At 61.0% G+C, this 18189-nt stretch carries 16 protein-coding genes; 10 read left to right on the plus strand and 6 right to left on the minus strand.

All coding sequences use genetic code 11. The features are described 5' to 3' along the window. Nucleotides 1–95 precede the first annotated feature (95 nt). On the plus strand, nucleotides 96–2015 hold the full coding sequence (locus Q0R02_RS00325) for a potassium transporter Kup (protein WP_293879807.1): 1920 nt from the start codon (nucleotides 96–98) through the stop codon (nucleotides 2013–2015). A gap of 10 nt (nucleotides 2016–2025) precedes the next feature. Here the strand turns inward: Q0R02_RS00325 and Q0R02_RS00330 are convergent, their stop codons facing one another. Further along, nucleotides 2026–2652 (minus strand): carbonic anhydrase, encoded by a 627-nt coding sequence (locus Q0R02_RS00330; protein ID WP_293879809.1) that lies wholly within the window; start codon nucleotides 2650–2652, stop codon nucleotides 2026–2028. 65 nt (nucleotides 2653–2717) lie between these two features. Here Q0R02_RS00330 and lipA point away from each other — a divergent pair, with 65 nt between their 5' ends. Both lipA and Q0R02_RS00340 read left to right on the plus strand, forming a co-directional pair. Beyond that, a complete protein-coding gene (lipA, locus tag Q0R02_RS00335) occupies nucleotides 2718–3686 on the plus strand; it encodes a lipoyl synthase (protein ID WP_293879811.1) in 969 nt (322 codons plus the stop codon). After that, nucleotides 3686–4153 carry a type II toxin-antitoxin system RatA family toxin gene (locus tag Q0R02_RS00340; protein WP_293879813.1) on the plus strand — a complete coding sequence of 156 codons (468 nt, stop codon included), beginning with the start codon at nucleotides 3686–3688 and terminating at the stop codon, nucleotides 4151–4153. Before lipA ends, Q0R02_RS00340 begins: the two co-directional genes overlap by 1 nt. Here Q0R02_RS00340 and Q0R02_RS00345 read toward each other — a convergent pair. Both Q0R02_RS00345 and Q0R02_RS00350 read right to left on the minus strand, forming a co-directional pair. Next, entirely contained in the window at nucleotides 4105–4659 is a 555-nt protein-coding gene (locus tag Q0R02_RS00345; RefSeq protein ID WP_293879815.1) for a CinA family protein, read from the minus strand. The genes Q0R02_RS00340 and Q0R02_RS00345 overlap by 49 nt on opposite strands. A gap of 34 nt (nucleotides 4660–4693) precedes the next feature. After that, a complete protein-coding gene (locus tag Q0R02_RS00350; RefSeq protein ID WP_293879817.1) occupies nucleotides 4694–5854 on the minus strand; it encodes a bifunctional 2-C-methyl-D-erythritol 4-phosphate cytidylyltransferase/2-C-methyl-D-erythritol 2,4-cyclodiphosphate synthase in 1161 nt (386 codons plus the stop codon). Nucleotides 5855–5940: 86 nt separating this feature from the next. On the opposite strand from Q0R02_RS00350, the gene dusB reads away from it, so the two are divergent. The 7 genes from dusB (at nucleotide 5941) to hflX (ending at nucleotide 15045) form a co-directional block, all read left to right on the plus strand. Beyond that, nucleotides 5941–6939: a tRNA dihydrouridine synthase DusB gene (gene dusB / locus Q0R02_RS00355; protein ID WP_293879819.1), complete on the plus strand. Its 999-nt coding sequence runs from the start codon at nucleotides 5941–5943 to the stop codon at nucleotides 6937–6939. After that, on the plus strand, nucleotides 6915–7994 hold the full coding sequence (locus Q0R02_RS00360) for an ATP-binding protein (protein WP_293879821.1): 1080 nt from the start codon (nucleotides 6915–6917) through the stop codon (nucleotides 7992–7994). Before dusB ends, Q0R02_RS00360 begins: the two co-directional genes overlap by 25 nt. 13 nt (nucleotides 7995–8007) lie before the next feature. Next, nucleotides 8008–9438 carry a nitrogen regulation protein NR(I) gene (ntrC, locus tag Q0R02_RS00365; protein WP_293879823.1) on the plus strand — a complete coding sequence of 477 codons (1431 nt, stop codon included), beginning with the start codon at nucleotides 8008–8010 and terminating at the stop codon, nucleotides 9436–9438. 129 nt (nucleotides 9439–9567) lie between these two features. Then, nucleotides 9568–11730, plus strand: coding sequence for an ATP-binding protein (locus Q0R02_RS00370; RefSeq protein ID WP_293879825.1), 2163 nt, complete (start codon nucleotides 9568–9570; stop codon nucleotides 11728–11730). Continuing rightward, nucleotides 11730–13115, plus strand: coding sequence for a sigma-54 dependent transcriptional regulator (locus Q0R02_RS00375; protein WP_293879827.1), 1386 nt, complete (start codon nucleotides 11730–11732; stop codon nucleotides 13113–13115). Before Q0R02_RS00370 ends, Q0R02_RS00375 begins: the two co-directional genes overlap by 1 nt. A 70-nt stretch (nucleotides 13116–13185) precedes the next feature. Beyond that, entirely contained in the window at nucleotides 13186–13734 is a 549-nt protein-coding gene (hfq, locus tag Q0R02_RS00380; RefSeq protein WP_293879829.1) for an RNA chaperone Hfq, read from the plus strand. Nucleotides 13735–13743: 9 nt separating this feature from the next. Beyond that, entirely contained in the window at nucleotides 13744–15045 is a 1302-nt protein-coding gene (gene hflX / locus Q0R02_RS00385) for a GTPase HflX (RefSeq protein ID WP_293879831.1), read from the plus strand. Here hflX and mazG read toward each other — a convergent pair. From mazG to metG, 3 genes are read right to left on the minus strand one after another with little or no spacing between them, the layout of a single operon-like run. Continuing rightward, complete coding sequence (gene mazG, locus Q0R02_RS00390) at nucleotides 15027–15797, minus strand: nucleoside triphosphate pyrophosphohydrolase (RefSeq protein ID WP_293879955.1); 771 nt, start codon at nucleotides 15795–15797, stop codon at nucleotides 15027–15029. The two genes, hflX and mazG, sit on opposite strands and share 19 nt — an antisense overlap. A 40-nt stretch (nucleotides 15798–15837) precedes the next feature. Continuing rightward, a complete protein-coding gene (locus Q0R02_RS00395; RefSeq protein WP_293879833.1) occupies nucleotides 15838–16635 on the minus strand; it encodes a TatD family hydrolase in 798 nt (265 codons plus the stop codon). Then, nucleotides 16635–18179, minus strand: coding sequence for a methionine--tRNA ligase (metG, locus tag Q0R02_RS00400; protein ID WP_293879835.1), 1545 nt, complete (start codon nucleotides 18177–18179; stop codon nucleotides 16635–16637). Before metG ends, Q0R02_RS00395 begins: the two co-directional genes overlap by 1 nt. Nucleotides 18180–18189 lie beyond the last annotated feature (10 nt).

Below are 18189 nucleotides of genomic sequence, written 5' to 3' on the forward strand. Positions count from 1 at the left end.
CAATTGCGCGGCCCCTTGCGAAGTGCTAGCGGCGCGCCCGATCTATATGTCGTTGCTTGGGACGGCATTTTGCGAAAGGCTGGGTTCACACCCGCATGTCGACGTCAGCGATTGCCAACCCACCTGCCGAGGATACAGAACACGGCGAGGGTCATCATATTTCGGGTAGCATCCCCAAACTTGCGCTGGGCGCGGTGGGGGTCTGCTATGGCGATATCGGGACCAGCCCGCTGTATGCGATGAAGGAAGTCTTTGTCGGTCACCACAAGCTCGCGGTCGACCCCCTGCATATCTTCGGCGTGCTCAGCCTGATCTTCTGGTCGTTGCTGCTGGTGGTCACGATCAAGTATATTTTCATCATCCTGCGTGCCGACAACAAGGGGGAGGGCGGGAGCCTGGCCCTGCTCGCCATGATCCAGCGGCGCACCGGCGGCGGGCGCTGGGGTGCCAGCCTGGTGATGCTCGGTGTCCTCGCCACCGCCTTGTTCTTTGGCGACTGCATGATCACGCCCGCCATATCGGTGCTGTCGGCGGTCGAAGGGCTGGTCGTGGTCCAATCGGGGTTCGCTCCCTTCGTCCTACCGATCTCAGTCGGCATCCTGATTGCGCTGTTTATAATACAGTCGCACGGCACCGACACGATCGGCCGGTTTTTCGGCCCGATCATGACGCTGTATTTCATCGTGCTGGCGGGGCTCGGCATTCTCAGCATTGTCGAGCGGCCCGATATCCTTGCCGCGATCAACCCGGCCTGGGCGTGGCGCTTCATCGAACATGATCCAAAGCTGGCGTTTCTTGCGCTCGGTTCGGTGGTCCTCGCGCTCACCGGGGCCGAAGCGCTCTACGCCGACATGGGCCATTTCGGTCGCCGCCCGATCCAGGCCGCATGGGTCTGGCTGGTCTTTCCGGCACTCCTCCTGAACTACGCCGGACAGGCGGCGCTGCTGCTCCACACACCGTCAGCCGCCGAGAACCCGTTTTTCCTGATGGCGCATGAGGATTGGCGCCTGCCGCTGGTCATCCTCGCCACCGCCGCGACCGTCATCGCCAGCCAGGCGGTTATCACCGGCGCTTTCTCAGTCGTGCAGCAGGCGGTCCAGTTGGGCCTGATGCCGCGCCTGAAGATCGAGCACACCAGTGCCTCCGCCCTTGGCCAGATCTACGTCCCCACCGTCAACTGGGCGCTGATGGTCATGGTCGGTTTGTTGGTCCTGATGTTCCGCGAATCCTCGAACCTCGCCGCCGCTTATGGCATCGCGGTAACGGGCACGATGTTCATCACCACCTGCATGCTGGGCGTCCTTGTCTTCCGCGTCTGGAACTGGCCGAAATGGGTCGCTGTCCCCGTGATCTCACTGTTCCTGATCATCGATTCGCTGTATTTCGCGTCGAACCTGACCAAGGTTCCCGACGGCGGTTGGTTCCCGTTGCTGATTGCATTGATCGCGTTCACGCTGCTGACGACCTGGGCCAAGGGTCGCCAGCTGATGCTCGCGCGCATGAAAGAGGCTGCGATGCCGATCAAGGTGTTCGTGTCATCCGCCGCCAATTCGGCCACGCGCGTTGCGGGCACGGCGGTGTTCATGACCTCGACCCCCGACGGCGTCCCCCACGCGCTGCTCCATAATCTGAAGCACAACAAGGTGCTGCACGAGCGTGTCATCCTGCTGACGGTCAAGATCATGGACGTCCCCTATGTCGAGGAGGACATTCGTTGCCGGCTTGAGGATCTGGGTGAGGGCTTTCACCGATTGGTCGTCAAATACGGATTTATGCAGGAGCCCGATGTTCCGGCGGCACTGGCTCGCCTGACCGGCTGTGGACCGGCGTTCAAAATGATGGACACCAGCTTCTTTCTGGCGCGCCAGACGCTGCTGCCTTCGGCGCGTCCGGGAATGGCGATCTGGCGCGAAAAGCTGTTTGCCTGGATGCTGCGAAACGCGGAAAGCGCGATGGAGTTTTTCCGGCTGCCGACTAACCGGGTGGTCGAACTGGGCAGTCAGGTCGAAATCTAATGACGGACTATCAAGCCGGCGAAAACACGCCCGTCGCCTCGTCCAGCAGCCACAAAACCCCATCCGCGATCGCGAAATAACTCCCGCGCAGCGTCAGTGTGCCCGCCGCCTCGCGCTCGCGGATACAGTCGAACGTTCGCAGATTGGCGATGCTGACCTTCACGCCTTCGAGTTCCAGAGCCCTGACCGCCTCGGGACCATGGCCATGTTCGGCAATGATCCGGTCGCGGGCGTCGTCCAACAGGTCGATCCAGTGCGCGATAAATCCGCCTTCGCCCGCGGCCGCGTTTTCGAAAACGCGCGTCATCGCCGCCGCGATGCCGCCGCAGGCGCCGTGGCCCATGACCATTACTTCGGCGACCTCGATCTGGGTTACCGCGAATTCGAGAGCAGCCGATACGCCGTGCCGCCCGCCGCCTGTTTCAAAGGGGGGCACCAGATTGGCGATGTTGCGGACCACGAACATCTCGCCGGGCGATGCGTCAAAAATCGTCGTCGGATCGACGCGGCTGTCTGAACACGCGATGACCATGGTGCGAGGTTTCTGCCCCGTCGCCAGCGCCTCCCAACGCTCTTTTTCATACTGCCATTGTTCGCTGCGAAAGCGACCATATCCATCGATGAGCGCGTCTGTCATGATTCTCGCCTAGACCGTCATCACCGGGGGTGGCAACCCTGCGCCGCAATCGCTATCTGAATTGCATGAGTGAAGCAGATTCCGCCGTCGCGTCGTTTCCGATTCCCGGGCCAACGCCCGCCACACCTCGCGCGCGCAAGCCCGACTGGATCCGCGTCAAGGCACCCATGGGCGTCGCCTTTGCCGAAACCCGCGACCTGATGCGTCGCCTCAACCTTGCCACGGTCTGCGAGGAGGCGGCCTGTCCGAACATCGGTGAATGCTGGACCAAGAAGCACGCCACCGTGATGATCCTCGGCGACACTTGCACGCGCGCCTGTGCGTTTTGCAACGTGAAGACCGGCATGCCGCGCGCTATCGATGCGCTGGAGCCCCAGCATACCGCCGATGCCGCCGCCGAACTCGGTCTCCAGCATATCGTCATTACCTCGGTCGATCGCGACGACCTGCCCGATGGAGGCGCATCGCAGTTCGTGAAGGTGATCGAGGCGCTGCGTCGCACGACCCCGAATACGACCATTGAAATCCTCACGCCCGATTTCAGGAACAAGGCGCAAGCCGCTGTGGAATCGATCATTCAGGCCCGCCCTGACGTTTATAATCACAATCTGGAAACGGTGCCGCGGCTGTACCCGACCATCCGCCCTGGTGCGCGCTATTATGCGTCGCTGCGGCTGCTGGAGAGTGTGAAGCGGCACGATCCGTCGATCTTTACCAAGTCGGGGATGATGATGGGCCTGGGCGAGGATCGGCTCGAAGTGCATCAGGTGATGGACGACATGCGCTCTGCCGATGTAGATTTTCTGACGCTCGGCCAATATCTGCAACCGACCCCACGCCATGCCAAAGTCATCGATTTCGTGACCCCGGCCAGCTTCAACGCCTATGCGGGGATCGCCCGCGCCAAGGGGTTTTTGCTGGTCGCGTCCAGCCCCTTGACGCGGTCCAGCTATCACGCGGGCGATGATTTCGCCAAGCTGCGGGCCGCGCGCGCGGAAAAACTGGCGCGCGAGGGCAGGGCGGTCCGCCCCTGATGCCTGCCCATCGCGAAAAGAAGTTTCTGCCGCACACGCCCGAACAGATGTTCGACCTGGTCGCCGATGTCGGTAAATATGCCGAGTTCCTGCCGTGGGTCAGCGCGGTGCGGGTTCGCTCCGACACGCCGACCGAAATGGTGGCCGACCTGATCGTCGGCTTCCGGGCCTTGCGCGAACGCTTTACCAGTCGCGTGACCAAGGACCGGGCGGTCTGCATCAAGGTCGATTATATCGACGGGCCATTGAAGTTCCTGCGCAACGACTGGCATTTCGCGCCCGCGCCGGGGGGCTGCACGATCGACTTCTCGGTCGAATTCGCCTTCAAGAATAGGGTGTTCGAAGCGATTGCCGGTCAGATGTTCGACGCCGCGCTGCGCAAGATGATCAGCGCGTTCGAAACGCGCGCAACGGCTCTTTACGGGTCGACGGGCATCATCAGTTCGAGCGCGCAGAGCGCCGCCTGAAGGCGAACGCCACCGCGTCCGTTGTCCACAAAAAACCTTTTGTCGGCGTGAACGTTCTCGGGATCGCCGCCGCGCCTGGCGACGGCAAACACCACCGTGCCGACCGGCTTTTTCGCATCGCCGCCATCAGGGCCCGCTATCCCCGTGATCGCCACTGCGATATCGGCGTCGCTTCGGTTCAACATACCCTGCGCCATCGCCCATGCCGTCGCGATCGACACCGCGCCGAACGTCTCGACGATGTCGCTGCCGACGCCCAAATGGGCGATCTTGGCAGCGTTTGAATAGGATACGATGCTGGCGATAAACACGTCTGACGCGCCCGGATGTTCGGTCAGCGCGGCGGCGACCAGGCCACCGGTGCAACTTTCGGCGACGGCGACGGTGCGCCCGATCGCGCGATTGGCGTCGAGCACGGTCCTGGCCACCGCAACCAGTTCGGCCGGCAGCAGCGTGTCGATGCGCGCGGATGTCGGCGCGGCGGGGAGCGAACCGGCGTCGGTCATCCCGTTGCCAGACCGGAAATGCGCGAACCTGTCTTCATAACTCAATTCCAGCTGTTACCGTCGCAATCGCCTGCGCCGCTATCCCTTCGCCGCGTCCGGCAAAGCCGAGTCTTTCGGTCGTCGTCGCCTTTATACTGATCTGCGAGGGTCGCAATCGCAGCAATTCTCCCAATCTGGAACGCATAGCCTCGCGATGGGGGCCAATTCGTGGCGCTTCGCAGATGATCGTCAGGTCGATATGGTCGATCCGGCCGCCGCGCGCCACGATCAGATCGCGGGCGTGCGTGACGAAACGGTCGGACGACGCACCGCGCCATTGCGGATCGCTGGGCGGGAAATGGCTGCCGATATCGCCGTCGCCGATGGTCCCGAGCAGCGCGTCGGTCAGCGCGTGAAGCGCGACGTCGGCATCCGAATGACCCGACAGGCCATGCGTGTGCGGGATCAATATCCCGCCCAGCCAGAGCGCCTCACCCGTTTCCAACCGATGGACGTCGAAGCCCATCGCGCTGCGGCTGACCATAGTGCGTGCCAGTAATGCCTCGGCCCGCGCGAAATCCTCGGCATGAGTGATCTTGTTGAGTGCGGGGTCGCCTGCCACCATTGCGACGCGAAAACCCGCCGCCTGCGCGACCTGCGCGTCGTCGGTCGCAGGCGGGCCGGACCAGCGCAAATGTGACATCATGATGGCGTCGAGCCGGAACGCCTGGGGGGTCTGCACCCGGTAGAGGTCGGTGCGGTCGACCGCGTCGCCCAACTCCAGACTGTTCGTGTCGTGGCCAAGTGAGAGCCGCGCCACGCTGTCCGCAACGGGCAACACCGGCACCGCGCCATCGGCGCTGTCGAGTGCCGCTGTCAGCCGCTCGATCACCGCCCACGGCAACAGCGGACGCGCCGCATCGTGGATCAGGACGCGCTCGGCATGACCCAACACCGCCGCCAGCCCCGCGCGGACCGAATCCTGACGCTCCGCCCCACCGATGACGACTCCGGCCACTGTGCGCCCGTTCAGCGCCTGCGCCAGCAGTGCCTGCTGTCCTTCGGCGATGACCACGAACACAGGCAATCCGGCCAAGGCATCGACGGCGCGCGCGATGACCGGCACGCCGCCCAGCATCGCAAATTGTTTGGGGGTGTCGCCGCCCGCGCGAACGCCACGTCCGGCGGCGACGATCAGGGCTGCGGTCCGGTCCATGCCCTTGCTCTAGCCACCATTGGGCTTGCCCGCTAGCGCCATTGGGGCTAGTCGACTGCCTCTTTTCCAGGCAATCCGATTTCGTCATGACGCGCATCAATCCCATCAATATCGGCCCCGTGCGGATCGAGACGCCGGTGATCCTGGCGCCGATGACCGGGGTCACCGACATGCCGTTCCGGACCGTCGTGCGTCGCTTTGGCTCGGGGCTGAACGTGACCGAGATGATCGCCAGCGCCGCGATGATCCGTGAAACGCGCCAGTCGCTGCAAAAGGCGGCCTGGGCGCCGGTCGAGGAGCCCGTGTCGATGCAGCTGGCCGGCTGCTCGCCGCGCGAGATGGCCGAAGCGGCCAAGCTGAATGCCGACCGGGGAGCGGCGATCATCGACATTAACATGGGCTGCCCGGTCAAGAAGGTCGTCAATGGTGACGCGGGCTCCGCCCTGATGCGCCAACTGCCGCTTGCCGCCGCCATTATCGACGCGACGGTGAAGGCCGTCGACGTGCCCGTGACGCTGAAAATGCGCATGGGATGGGACCATGACAGCCTCAATGCCCCCGAACTGGCGCGCATTGCAGAGGATCTGGGCGTCCAGATGATTACCGTCCACGGGCGGACCCGCTGCCAGATGTATAAAGGGTCGGCTGACTGGTCCTTTATTCGCCAGGTCAAGGACGCCGTGTCGGTCCCCGTGATCGCGAACGGCGACATTTGCTCGGTCGAAGATGCCGTCGCCGCCCTTGATGCGTCGGGGGCCGACGGCGTGATGGTTGGTCGCGGAGCCTATGGCCGCCCCTGGTTGCTGGCGCAGGTAATGGCTTTCCTGACCACAGGCCAGCGCCTTGCCGATCCTACGGTAGAGGAACAATATCACTTGATTACAGGGCATTACAAGGCAATGCTCGATCATTATGGTGACTATATCGGTGTGGCGATGGCACGCAAGCATATCGGTTGGTATACCAAGGGGCTGACCGGCTCTGCCGAGTTCCGAAACCGTGTAAACCAGGTGGTCAACCAACATACCGTCCTTGCCATGCTGGCCGAATTTTACGACCCGTGGTTATCGCGCGCAGCGGCCTAACCGCGGTCCCTTCGGGGCCCGGTGCCGACGCCCTGATCGCCGCCATGCCCATCGCGCTGGTCGTGCTCGACGGCGAAGGGCGGATCGCCGCCGTCAACGCCGCCGCCGAAATATTCCTGAACGCCAGTGCCGGATACCTGATGCACAAGCCCTTCGGCCTGGTCCTGCGTCTGCCCGAATCCTGCCTCGCCGGACTGCGCGAGGAGGCAGTGTTCGCCTCGTTCGATTGTATCGCGGATCGACCGCGGGGCGGGCGCACCCGCATTGACTTCCATTCCACTCCGCTTGCCGACCACAATGGCTGGCGACTCGTTTCGCTCCATGGCGCGGCAGCGGCGCAGGCGATCGGCGACCGTCGGCGCGGCACCCGCACCGCCATCGGCGTCGCGGCAATGCTGGCCCACGAGATTAAGAATCCGCTGTCGGGCATCCGCGGTGCCGCTCAGTTGATCGATGCCGAAGCATCACCCGAAACGCGGCGGATGACCAAGCTGATCCGCGACGAAGTCGATCGCGTCGCCGGGTTGATCGACCGGATGGAGCAGTTCACGGACAATCGTCCGCTCGAGCGCACGTCCGAAAATATCTACGCGATCCTCGATCACGCGCGCGCGGTTGCGATGAGCGGGTTCGGACTGAATATCGACGTGAAGGATGCATTCGACCCGTCGCTTCCCCCGGTTCTGGTTCATCGCGATTCGATCGTCCAGGTCATCCTCAATTTATTGAAGAACGCCAGCGAAGCCGTCCCGATGGGTAAGAATGGCACGATCTGGCTGACCACCGGCTATCGCCACGGTGTCGCGGTCCCAAGCGAAGGCGGCCGTCGCCTTTCGGTGCCGATCGAGCTGTGCGTGATCGATGACGGGCCCGGCCCTCCACCTGAAATCGTCGATCATCTGTTCGAACCATTTGTGTCGTCCAAATCTTCCGGGCGCGGGCTGGGGCTGGCGCTGGTCGACAAGCTGGTGCGCGACAACGGAGGCATCATCCAGTTTGCCCGCGAGGGAGTCCCTGAACGATCTGTCTTCCGTATGTTACTACCTAGAGCCTGATGAGAAAAACACCATGAAGCGTGCCAAGATCCTGCTTGTCGATGACGACGCCGCGATCCGAATGGTCGTCACAGAAGCGTTGAAGCGTGACGGGCATGACGTGCGAACCGCAGGATCGATCGCCGAGCAGGTCGCGCTCCTCGAAAGCTTTGTGCCCGACGTCCTGATCACCGATGTCGTCTTGCCGGACGGCAATGGCCTCGACCTGGTGCCAACCATCCTGGCCCAGCGCCCGGATCTGCCGGTCATCGTGCTGTCGGCGCAAAATACGCTGACAACCGCCGTCCGCGCGACCGAACAGGGGGCTTTTGAATATCTTCCCAAACCGTTCGACCTCGACGAACTGACGCGCGCAGTGCGTGACGGACTGGCGCGATCGCAGGGCAATGACGAGCCCAGCGCGCCCGCCGAAGACCCCGACTTGCCGTTGATTGGTCGGTCCGCCGCCATGCAGGATGTGTACCGCATGATCGCGCGGGTCGTCTCGACCGACTTGACTGTGCTGGTGCTGGGTGAGTCCGGGACGGGCAAGGAGCTGGTAGCGCGCGCGCTCCACGACATGGGCGGACGAAAAAAACTCCCGTTCGTTGCGGTCAACATGGCCGCGATTCCGCGTGAACTGATCGAGGCCGAACTTTTCGGTCATGAGCGCGGTGCGTTCACCGGTGCCTTGGCACGCAGTGCGGGACGGTTCGAGCAGGCGTCGGGCGGGACATTATTTCTCGACGAGATCGGCGACATGCCGATGGAGGCACAGACCCGTCTGCTGCGTGTTCTGCAGTCGGGTGAATTTACGACCGTCGGGGGAAACCGCACGATTAAGGTCGATGTGCGGATCATTGCTGCGACCCATAAGCACCTACCCGAACTGATCGCCGCGGGCCAGTTTCGCGAAGACTTGTTCTATCGCCTTAATGTCGTCCCGATCAACCTGCCGGCGCTGCGCCAGAGGGACGACGATATCGGACTGTTGGCCCATTATTTCCTCGAGCGAGCGGCTGCCGAAGGACTTCCTCGCAAGCGCATCGACAGCGCCGGGACAGCGCGGCTTGCGGCGCACAACTGGCCGGGGAATGTGCGTGAACTTGAAAACCTGATGCGTCGGCTCGCGGCGATTGCGCGCGATCCCATTATCCCGGCAAGCTTGATCGAGGCCCAGCTTGGCGGACACGGCGAAATGTCAGGTGACGTGTCCACGACGCTCGAGCAGGCCATCGAACTGCATCTTGCTCGGTATTTCGTGCAATTTGCTGGCCAATTGCCGCCTCCCGGCCTGCACGCCCGTATCGTCGCACAGGTCGAGCGCCCCTTGCTGGTAGCGACACTGGCGGCAGTGCGGGGGAACCAGCTTAAAGCTGCCGAACTCCTGGGCATAAATCGCAATACACTGCGGAAGAAATTAAGTGATCTCGGTATCGAGGCGCAAAGGGGCCGATCCCGCTGATCCGCTCGATCCTTGCGTTAAAGTGTGATTGATAAGCCACGATGATGTGATATCATTATCACGATGTCGATTGCGCGCAATTCGAAATGGCAACGTAGGGCTAATGTCTGGTTTCGCCGCCATCGGTGGATGCCGTTTGTTGAGCTGGGCACGATCCTGGGACTCGCTGTCATCGCTACGATCACCTCCCTAGTGCTCACCGGGGGAGTGCCAGGACAAAAGCTGCTGACACCGCCGTTCGTCGCACTGCTTCTCGTCGCAAACCTGGTACCATCGATTGCGCTGCTGGTGCTGATCGGTCGTCGCGTAGCGAAGGGCAGAGCGCGACGTTCACCCGTCGGCGGGGGCGGCAAGCTGCATGTCCGACTTGTCGGAATTTTCTCGCTGCTGGCCAGCGTGCCAATGCTGCTCGTCGTCATTTTTGCATCGTTGCTGTTCCAATACGGCGTGTCTTTCTGGTTTTCGGATCATGCGCGCGGGACGCTCGAAGGGGCGGCAGAGGTCGCCAAGCAAAGCTACGCGCGCGAAGAAGATCGCGTTTCCCGAAATTCGGTTGCAATGTCGGGTGATCTTGCCGACGCGCTGGGGAAGGTTTCGATGGATAACCCCCAATTCGGCTATTACCTCGTTGGCCAGCTCGCCCAGCGCGAATTAACCGAGGGGATGATCCTGCGCGCACAACCGGGCAAGGAAATTGCTTCGCTGGCGCTGGTCAATCCGTATGATCGGGAAATCGGCAAGTTTATCACGTCTAACATGGTCAACGCCGTCAGAAGCGGCAAAATGAGTGTGGTCGTGGAAAGTCCGAATGGCATCGGCGCTTTGACAAAGCTGCCGATCGGTACCGACAATTATCTGTATGCGGCGCGGATCGACCCGACCTATGGCTCGCAAATCCAGCGCGCGCGGATCGTGTTGCGTGATTATCGCGACCTGCTGGAACGATCGCGCAAGCTTCAACTGCAGTTCAATGCGGCCCTGTTCATTATCGCGTTGCTGATTGTCGCGCTGGCCGTTTGGATTGCGCTGACCGTCGCCGACCGTCTCGTCCGCCCGGTCGGGGAGTTGGTCGATGCCGCGCGCCGGGTTGCCGCAGGGGATTTGACGGCACGGGTGACAACGCCGCGGACGCATGACGAAGTTGGCACGCTCGCCAATGCCTTCAATCGCATGACGGGTCGTCTAGAGGCGCAGACCGGCGATCTCGAGCGGCGGCGCGCTTTGATCGAGGCGGTGCTATCGGGCGTGACGGCCGGCGTTGTCTCGGTCGATGCTGAGCGTTCGATCCGGTTGCTCAATGTATCGGCCAAGACTTTGTTATCGACTGGGGACACGTCGGCGATCGGGCGCAAATTATTCGATATTGCACCCGAACTCGATGGCATGCTCGGACGTGGTGAGCGCGAGGGGATCATCCAGCTGACTTCAGGTTCAGAACCCCGGACGCTTGCCGCCAAGATCGTGGCGGACGAGGGCGGGCATGTCCTGACGTTCGACGACATTACCGAGCAGTTGCTCGACCAGCGCCGCGCGGCCTGGTCCGATGTTGCACGGCGGATTGCCCATGAGATCAAGAATCCGCTGACGCCCATCCAGCTTGCCGCCGAGCGCCTGAAGCGGCGCTATGCCAAGGAAATCACGTCGGACCCCGCCACATTCATCAGGCTGACCGAGACCATCGTTCGGCAGGTGGGGGATTTGCGGCGGATGGTGGACGAGTTTTCATCGTTTGCCCGGATGCCCAAGCCGGTGTTTCGCCAAGAGTCGTTGCTCGATATTGCGCGCCAGTCGCTGTTCCTGCACGAGGTCGCACATCCCACGATCAAATTCGATTTGGTTGCAGGCGACGATGCACCAAACATGGTGTGTGACCGGCGGCAACTTGGCCAGGCGCTCACGAATGTGGTCAAGAATGCGGTCGAGGCGATTCAGCAACAGCCCGATGGCGAGGAAGCGGGGGGCACTGTTACCCTGACGTTGTCCCAAGCGGGCGACATTGTGCGAATTTCTGTCGCCGATAGTGGCATTGGCCTTCCGCCTGAGCGTGGCAGGCTGGTCGAACCTTATATGACGACGCGCGCAGGGGGGACGGGGCTGGGTCTGGCCATCGTGAAGAAGATTGTCGAGGAGCATTTCGGGACCATGAATTTTGCCGATCAGATTGGGGGGGGCACGATCGTGTCGATGGACTTCGACACTGTCCTGCTGGAGCCGCTTCGCCAGGATGGCGAGCCTGTGGAATGTTCCGACGACCCGGTGCCGACTGAACTTTTACGAACGGGACGAAGCTGATGGCCCTGGATATTCTGATTGTCGACGACGAGCGCGACATTCGCGATCTGGTTGCAGGCGTGCTCGAGGACGAAGGTTATTCCGCGCGCACGGCGGCGGATAGCGATGGCGCACTGGCGGCTATTTCGGAGCGCAGGCCCTCGCTGGTGCTGCTGGATGTGTGGTTGCAGGGTTCGCGGCTGGACGGGCTCGACTTGCTGGACGTGATCAAGGCGCGCGATCCGTCGTTGCCGGTCCTCGTTATTTCGGGGCACGGCAATCTGGACACCGCAGTCGCGGCGATCCGTCGGGGCGCGGTCGACTTTATCGAAAAGCCATTCGAGGCCGAGCGGCTGATCATGATGGTGGCACGCGCCACCGAGACCGACCGCCTGCGCCGCGAAAACGAACATCTAAAGGAGCGGGTCGGCGGCGACGACGAATTGAACGGCGCGTCGAGCGCGATCAACGGCGTCCGAGCGACCCTGAAGCGGGTGGCCTCAACCGGCAGCCGGGTACTGATCACGGGACTGGCCGGGGTGGGAAAGGAGGTCGCCGCGCGACTGTTGCACAATTGGTCAGCGCGCACCGGCGCGCCTTTCATCGTCGTCAGCGCCGCACGAATGGAGCCCGAGCGTGCCGAGGAGGAGTTGTTTGGCGTCGAGGAAAATGGCGAACTGGTGCGGCCGGGCCTGCTCGAACGTGCGCACGGCGGTACATTGTTCCTGGATGAAATCGCCGACATGCCCCTGACCACGCAGGGGAAAATCCTTCGCGTTCTGACCGAGCAGAGCTTCGTGAGGGTCGGCGGCACGCGTACCGTTCGGGTCGATGTCCGGGTTGTTTCGGCAACCTCGCGCAACCTTGCTGAAGAAATTGCCGCGGGACGTTTCCGGGAAGACCTATATTACCGGCTGAATGTGGTGCCTGTTCATTTGCCATCATTGTCCGACCGTCGTGAGGACATTCCGGCACTTGTGGACCACTTTGCAGCACGCTATGCGGCCGACCGACGGGTTGCAACGCCCGAGATCGCGGCAGAGGCGATGGCCGCCTTGCAGGCGTTCGACTGGCCTGGAAATGTGCGCCAGCTTCGCAATATTGTCGAACGGACGATTATCCTTGCTCCAGGCGATCGCCTCGCGCGGATCGATGTTGACCTGCTTCCGCCAGAGATCATCCAGGACACCGGCGTGGGGCAGGGGGCGGTCGGCAATTCGGTGATGGGCGCACCGTTGCGTGAAGCGCGCGAAACATTCGAGCGCGAATATCTTCGGGTCCAGATCCGGCGGTTTTCGGGGAACATCTCACGTACCGCAAGTTTCATCGGGATGGAGCGTTCGGCGCTGCACCGAAAGCTCAAAATTCTGGGCATTACCGACCTGAAGCCCGATGGCGACGAGTGAGCACTTGCAGCAGAGCCCGAGTCGGGGTTAGGTTGCGATATCGGCCGCTTGCGGTCGCTGCACAACGTCGGTGCTATCGGCGCAAAAGCGGGCCTACGATCCCGCCAAAAGCAAACGAGGCAAAGCCATGGCTGACAAGCCCAACAACCTGCAGGACTTGTTCCTTAACTCTGTTCGCAAGGCCAAAACTCCGGTCACGATGTTTCTCGTCAAGGGCGTGAAATTACAGGGTATCATTACCTGGTTTGACAATTTTTCGGTGTTGCTCCGCCGCGACGGGCAATCGCAGCTAATTTATAAACACGCGATCTCTACGGTGATGCCGTCCAACCCGCTGGACCTCGCCCCCGTTGCCGCGGCATTTGCAGAAGACACGTCCAAGCCCAAGCAATTGCAGGATATTTTCCTGACAGCGGTGCGGCGTCAGAGTAACCCTGTGACGATGTTTCTGGTCAACGGCGTCATGCTTCAGGGCGAAATCGCCGCCTATGACCTGTTCTGTATGTTGCTTCAGCGCGACGGTATGGTGCAGCTTGTCTACAAACATGCGGTTTCGACGGTCCAACCGGCCCATCCCCTTAACCTGGCCGAGGAAGGGCCTGTGGAGGAAGCGGCGTAAGCCTGGGATTTGGCTAGTTTCGAACTTAAAAGAGAAGAAGGTCTCGCGCGCGGGGCTAAGGCGATCGTGGTTTATCCGGATCGTCATTCGACCGGCTTACGGGATAATGATGCCCGTCTAGAAGAGGCGGCGGGTTTGGCCGCGGCGATCGGCATCGATGTCGTCGACAAAATTGCCGTTCGCGTGCGGGCGCCAAAGCCCAAGACTTTGTTCGGGAGTGGCCAGGTGCAAGAGCTGGCAGCGCGGGTCCAAGTACATGAGGCAGAACTGCTGATTGTCGACGGCGCACTGACCCCCGTGCAGCAACGCAACCTGGAAACGGATACCAAGACGAAAGTGATCGACCGGACCGGGTTGATCCTCGAGATATTCGGCGAGCGGGCGGCCAGTGCGGAGGGTCGATTGCAGGTCGAACTGGCGCACCTGGATTATCAGGCCGGGCGACTGGTCCGCAGTTGGACCCATCTCGAACGTCAGCGAGGCGGTTTTGGATTCCTCGGAGGGCCGGGCGAGACCCAGATAGAGGCCGATCGTCGCCTGATTCGCGACCGCATGGCCCGCCTGAAACGTGAGTTGGAACAAGTCGTCAGGACGCGCGGCCTGCACCGCGACCGCCGCCGTCGCGCGCCTTGGCCGATCATCGCGCTTGTAGGTTATACGAATGCCGGTAAATCCACTCTTTTCAATCGCCTGACCGGCAGCGCTGTGATGGCGGAGAACCTGTTGTTCGCAACACTCGACCCGACGATGCGCGAAGTATCGCTGCCTGGTGTGGCCAAGGCGATCCTATCCGATACCGTTGGCTTTGTTTCCGACCTTCCGACGCAACTTGTTGCGGCTTTTCGGGCGACTCTCGAGGAAGTAATTTCCGCCGACCTGATCGTCCATGTGCGCGATCTCAGCCATCCTGACAGCGATGCGCAGGCAGAGGATGTGGCAGCGGTGCTGGACGATCTCGGCATCAGCGGGGAAGGGGGCATCCCCTTGCTGGAGGCATGGAACAAGATCGACGGCGTCGACGACGAAGCGCGGATTGCGATTGCAGGCGAAGCCGCGCGGCGTGATGATGTTGCGGTAATATCGGCGCTCACGGGGGAAGGGGTGACGGCACTGACGGCGTTGATCGGTGCCAAATTGACCGCGGGCCAGCGGCTCCACCATATCCAGTTGTCGAACGATGACGGTGCTGGGATGGCGTGGCTGCATGCTCATGGTGCCGTCGAGAGCGAGGTGCTGAACGACGATCTGCTGGAGGTCGCGGTGCGTCTGAGCGAAGACGACTTTGCCCGGTTTCAATCCCGCGGGCGCTGAGCCCTTTTCGCGGCGGCCCATAAAGCTTCCTTCTGCTCCAGCGAGAGGATTGCAAAGTTCGGCTCGGTCTCGATTGCCCTGAAACGGCGTTCGAACTTTCCGCTGGCCCGGCGCAGAGCCACTTCGCTGTCAACGTTCAGATGGCGTGCGAGGTTGACCACCGCAAACAGCAGATCGCCAATTTCATCTTCTCGCTCATCTTCGCTATTGGCAGCTTCGACCTCCGCAAGTTCTTCAATAATTTTCGATCGTGGTCCATCGGTGTCGGACCAGTCGAAGCCGACGCGCGCGGCCCTGCGTTGTATTTTTTCCGCTCTCATCAACGCCGGGAGTGCCATCGCAACCCCGGCCAACGCACTCTGGTCATCGGAAGAAGATCGCTCGAGAGCCTTTACTGCTTCCCACTGGGCTTGACCGTCGGCACGCGCAACTTCGGAACCAAAGACGTGCGGATGACGTCGCTCCATCTTTTCTGATATCGCATTTGCGACATCCGCAAACGTGAATGCGCCCAAGTCATCGGCAATCTGCGCGTGAAAAACGACTTGAAGCAAAAGGTCGCCCAATTCATCCTTCAGCGCAGCAAGGTCGTTTCGTTCGCACGCGTCTGCAACCTCATAAGCTTCCTCGATCGTGTATCTGGCGATACTCATGAAATCCTGAGCCAGGTCCCAGGGACAACCCCTCGCAGGGTCCCGAAGCCGGGCCATGATCATTAGCAGTCGATCAATAGCAGCAAGAGGGCGCGACATTTCAGGCAAACTTAAGTCCGATAATATGTATTATGTTAAATTATATTGCTCGCGAGGAGCGGGGGACGCTTGCCTTTGAAAAAAGCGTTCTGAAGTTCGTCGAAGTGACATGGGCCAGATCTTCAACGTCAATTCCGCGAATGTTTGCCAGAAACCGCGCGGTATCCGCCACGAACGCGGGTTCACAAGGTTTCCCTCGATGTGGCACGGGCGCCAGAAATGGTGAATCCGTTTCGATCAGCAATCGCTCGCTCGGTACTCTGGCTGCCGTCGATTGCAGCGCTTTCGCATTCTTGAATGTAACGATTCCTGAGATTGAAATGTAAAATCCGAGGTTGAGCGCTATTTCCGCAAATGCGTCGGTCGCCGTGAAACAATGGATGACACCCGAAAAGACACCCGCTGTCATTTCCTCGGTCAGGATTGTCGCAGTGTCCTCCTCCGCGCTGCGCGTATGGACGATCAGGGGCAGTCCGGTCTGGCGAGAAGCAGCGATATGTGCTCGAAAACTCGTCTGCTGCTGATCCCGGTCGCTATGATCGTAATAATAATCCAGCCCTGTTTCGCCGATCGCCACGACGCGCGGATGCTCCGCGCGCTCCAGCAATTTGTGAGTGTCGACATCGGCATGACCATCGGCTTCGTGCGGATGAATGCCGATCGAGGCCCAGACATCAGGCTCGCGCTCAGCTACGGCAACGACCGCATCCCACTCCGATTGACGCGTCGAGATATTTAACATCGCGTCGACGCCTGCCCCCCGCGCCCGTGCAATGACGTCCGCCTGCTGCTCGACCAATCCCTTGTAGTTCAGGTGGCAATGCGAATCGATGAACATCAGGCTGGCAGTTCAAGCCGTGGAAACGCGCCGACCGGAGTGGGCAAAGGCGTGCCGGGGTTGATAGGGATGTCAAGATCGGCAAAACTTGGCGAAGCAGGTTGGCCAAGGAGAGTGAGTATCTTTGCGCAACCCCCTGGAATTGCCCAGGAAGCCAATATCGCCAGTCGGCGAACGGCTTCCAGTGTGAAATAAAGAATCGTGTCGGCACGCGTAGGATCGGTTTTGCGAACTGTCCAAGCTGCCTGTTCGGCAAAATACAGGTTGGCGGCGCTCATACCCTGCCAGATTGCTTCGAGCGCGGTGTTTAACGCCAAGCCGTGCATTGCAGCAGATGCGGCTTTGTCGGCGGCAGTGATTGCTTCGAACAGCTGAAGTTCAGCCAGCGTTGAGGCTCCAGGATTTGGCACCACCCCCTCACAATTCTTGGCAATCATAGAAAGACTGCGCTGTGCGAGATTGCCGAAGTTATTGGCAAGATCGGCATTTACCCGGGTCACGATAGCTTCGGGAGAATAGCTCCCGTCCGAACCAAAACTGACTTCGCGGAGAAGGAAATATCGTAGGGCATCGACGCCAAACAACTCTACGAGATCCACAGGGTCGACAACGTTACCGAGCGATTTCGACATTTTTTCCCCGCCTCGGGCCAGCAGGAACCCATGGCCGAAAACCTGCTTCGGCAAGGCGATACCGGCGGACAGGAGGAAAGCTGGCCAATACACCGTATGGAATCGTACGATGTCCTTGCCGATCACGTGAAGGTCCGCCGGCCAGAATTTGGCATAGTCTACGTCGTTGTCGGGATATCCCACGCCAGTCAGATAATTTGTCAGCGCGTCGACCCAGACATACATCACGTGCCCGCCACCTCCGGGAACTTTCACACCCCAGTCGAAGCTCGTCCGCGAAACCGAAAGGTCAGACAAGCCACCTTCGACAAACCGCAGAACTTCGTTGAGCCGGCTTTCCGGGCGAATGAATTCTGGATGGGCCGAGAAATGGTCGAGCAGCGGTTGCTCGTATTTCGAAAGCCGGAAAAACCAGCTTTCCTCGACGGTCCATTCAACCGGCGTCCCTTGTGGCGAAAGGCGCTTCCCCTCACCTCCGGCCGGATCTTCAATCAGTTCCTTGTCGTCGTAGAAGGCTTCGTCGCGGACCGAATACCAGCCCTCGTAACGCCCGAGATACAGATCGCCACTGGCTTCCATTGCATTCCACAGCGCCTGGCTTGCGGCATGATGGGCGGGCTCGGTAGTTCTGATAAACCGATCGTAGCTGATCTCAAGAAGATCACACATCTCCCTGAAAAGCGACGACATCTCATTTGAAAGTGACGTCACTTCGATACCCTTGTCGCGCGCTGTCTGCACCATCTTGAGGCCGTGTTCATCGGTGCCGGTCTGAAAAAAGACGTCCCGTCCCGACAGCCTGTGAAAACGCGCGATGGCGTCGGTCACGATCGCTTCATAGGCATGGCCGATATGTGGCTTGCCGTTGGGATAGCTGATTGCGGTGGTGATGTAATAGGGCTGGCCGGACATAGCGCTCCCC

This window comes from Sphingomonas sp. (assembly GCF_025353885.1).
Taxonomy (GTDB): Bacteria; Pseudomonadota; Alphaproteobacteria; order Sphingomonadales; family Sphingomonadaceae; genus Sphingomonas_O.

Excerpts from the sequence above, each read along its gene's own strand:
- Q0R02_RS00325 (WP_293879807.1), top strand. The coding sequence starts at position 96 with ATGTCGACGTCAGCGATTGCCAACCCACCTGCCGAGGATACAGAACAC.
- Q0R02_RS00330 (WP_293879809.1), bottom strand. The coding sequence starts at position 2,652 with ATGACAGACGCGCTCATCGATGGATATGGTCGCTTTCGCAGCGAACAA.
- lipA (WP_293879811.1), top strand. The coding sequence starts at position 2,718 with ATGAGTGAAGCAGATTCCGCCGTCGCGTCGTTTCCGATTCCCGGGCCA.
- Q0R02_RS00340 (WP_293879813.1), top strand. The coding sequence starts at position 3,686 with ATGCCTGCCCATCGCGAAAAGAAGTTTCTGCCGCACACGCCCGAACAG.
- Q0R02_RS00345 (WP_293879815.1), bottom strand. The coding sequence starts at position 4,659 with ATGACCGACGCCGGTTCGCTCCCCGCCGCGCCGACATCCGCGCGCATC.
- Q0R02_RS00350 (WP_293879817.1), bottom strand. The coding sequence starts at position 5,854 with ATGGACCGGACCGCAGCCCTGATCGTCGCCGCCGGACGTGGCGTTCGC.
- dusB (WP_293879819.1), top strand. The coding sequence starts at position 5,941 with ATGACGCGCATCAATCCCATCAATATCGGCCCCGTGCGGATCGAGACG.
- ntrC (WP_293879823.1), top strand. The coding sequence starts at position 8,008 with ATGAAGCGTGCCAAGATCCTGCTTGTCGATGACGACGCCGCGATCCGA.
- Q0R02_RS00370 (WP_293879825.1), top strand. The coding sequence starts at position 9,568 with ATGCCGTTTGTTGAGCTGGGCACGATCCTGGGACTCGCTGTCATCGCT.
- Q0R02_RS00375 (WP_293879827.1), top strand. The coding sequence starts at position 11,730 with ATGGCCCTGGATATTCTGATTGTCGACGACGAGCGCGACATTCGCGAT.
- mazG (WP_293879955.1), bottom strand. The coding sequence starts at position 15,797 with ATGTCGCGCCCTCTTGCTGCTATTGATCGACTGCTAATGATCATGGCC.
- Q0R02_RS00395 (WP_293879833.1), bottom strand. The coding sequence starts at position 16,635 with ATGTTCATCGATTCGCATTGCCACCTGAACTACAAGGGATTGGTCGAG.
- metG (WP_293879835.1), bottom strand. The coding sequence starts at position 18,179 with ATGTCCGGCCAGCCCTATTACATCACCACCGCAATCAGCTATCCCAAC.